Here is a 1,310-nt window from a genome sequence, read left to right as displayed (position 1 = left end):
GAGACGCCAGCGCGGGTATCGCTGCGCTTTGACAACGGCGAACTGAACTTCTACACCTGCTCGGTGAAGCTGATCGATCAGCCGTTGGACGAGGTCTACGACTGGCGCGCCGACGTGATGAGCGACCTGTGGGACCCCCGGCTTGCCCGCCGTCGCCTGAAGTCGATGCCCGATGTCCTGGTCTGCGATGCCCTGCTGGACCAGACGCTGTTCTCCGGCGTGGGCAACATCATCAAGAACGAGGTGCTGTTCCGCATCCGGGTCCACCCGGCCAACCCTGTTGGTGATCTTCCGCCGCGCAAGCTTGCCGAACTGGTCAAGCAGGCCCGCGAATACAGTTTCGACTTCCTACGCTGGAAGCGCGGGTTCGAGCTGAAAAAGCACTGGCAGGTGCACACCCGGCGGACATGCCCCCGTTGTGGTGGTCCGGTCAGCAAGGTCTACATGGGCACCACGCATCGGCGCACCTTCTTCTGCCCGGTATGCCAGGTCGATTATCGCGCTGGGACGCCGCGGCCGCCGGCGAAGAAGCGCACCCTGGCGAGAGGACCGGTTCAGCGCGGTGGTGTCAGGCCCGTGCGTTGATATGAGGACGTGGATGACAGCGAAGTGATGATCTGACGGTTGCTGAGTACTTCGACGGCGCCCGATCGCTGCAGTGTCTCCAGGGCCGGCTGGCGGCGGTCCGGCAGGGCGGCGACCGCGTCCCGGGCGACCACCGTCGCGTACTCGCGCGAGTTGGCATCGATGGCAGTGGCCAGCACGCACGCGTCCAGTGCCATGCCGGCCAGCACCAATCGCCGGGTGCCGAGCTTGGCCAGCAGCACCGGCAGTGGCGTGGCGAGGAAGGCGGAGTGCTTCGGCTTGAGGATGAAGTAGTGTTCCTCGCTGGGGGCAAGGTACTCGACGATCCGCGCCGGGGCTCCGCCCCTCTGCCGGCAGGCCTCGACCAGCTGCGGGAAGTCGCGCTGCCAGTTGCCGAAATTGTCATTGGCGTAGATCACCGGCGAGCGGTGCGCGTCGAATGCAGCACGCAGGCGGGCGGTGCGCTGGGCTGCACGTACGGCGTACGGAGCCAGTTGCCGCCCCTGTGGAAAGTCGAACAGGCTGAAAAGATCGATGATGAGCAGGGCGGTGGGCTGTTCCATGGCGGGCTCCGAGGTGTCAGGCCTCCACTGCCTGTTCGTCTTCGGCACCACGCACCAGCGCGCCGGAGCCGCCTGACGGGCGCGGGCTGCCCGGCCCCCTCGGCGGGAGCGCAGGCCCGATCACTGGCCAGCTCCGTCGTCCCCCTCACCCTTGTCGTGCCG

Annotated in this window: 2 protein-coding genes; one reads left to right on the top strand and one right to left on the bottom strand. The window is 66.9% G+C overall.

Annotated elements, in window-relative coordinates; translation table 11 throughout:
- A partial coding sequence (locus tag AB4Y84_RS21840) for an endonuclease (RefSeq protein WP_442250956.1) occupies window positions 1-585 on the top strand: 585 nt, incomplete at its 5' end.
- Here AB4Y84_RS21840 and AB4Y84_RS21835 read toward each other — a convergent pair.
- Window positions 555-1,148 carry a cysteine hydrolase family protein gene (locus AB4Y84_RS21835; protein ID WP_442243608.1) on the bottom strand — a complete coding sequence of 198 codons (594 nt, stop codon included), beginning with the start codon at window positions 1,146-1,148 and terminating at the stop codon, window positions 555-557. The two genes, AB4Y84_RS21840 and AB4Y84_RS21835, sit on opposite strands and share 31 nt — an antisense overlap.
- Between the last annotated feature and the right edge of the window lie 162 nt (window positions 1,149-1,310).

Source organism: Stenotrophomonas sp. 2YAF22 (assembly GCF_052114665.1).
Lineage (GTDB): Bacteria > Pseudomonadota > Gammaproteobacteria > Xanthomonadales > Xanthomonadaceae > Stenotrophomonas > Stenotrophomonas indicatrix.
The sequence above is the reverse complement of the archived record's forward strand: the minus strand, read 5'-3'. Positions and strand labels throughout refer to the sequence as shown.

Bases quoted from the DNA above. Each gene is read 5' to 3' on its own strand.
- AB4Y84_RS21835 (WP_442243608.1), bottom strand. From the start codon at position 1,148: ATGGAACAGCCCACCGCCCTGCTCATCATCGATCTTTTCAGCCTGTTC.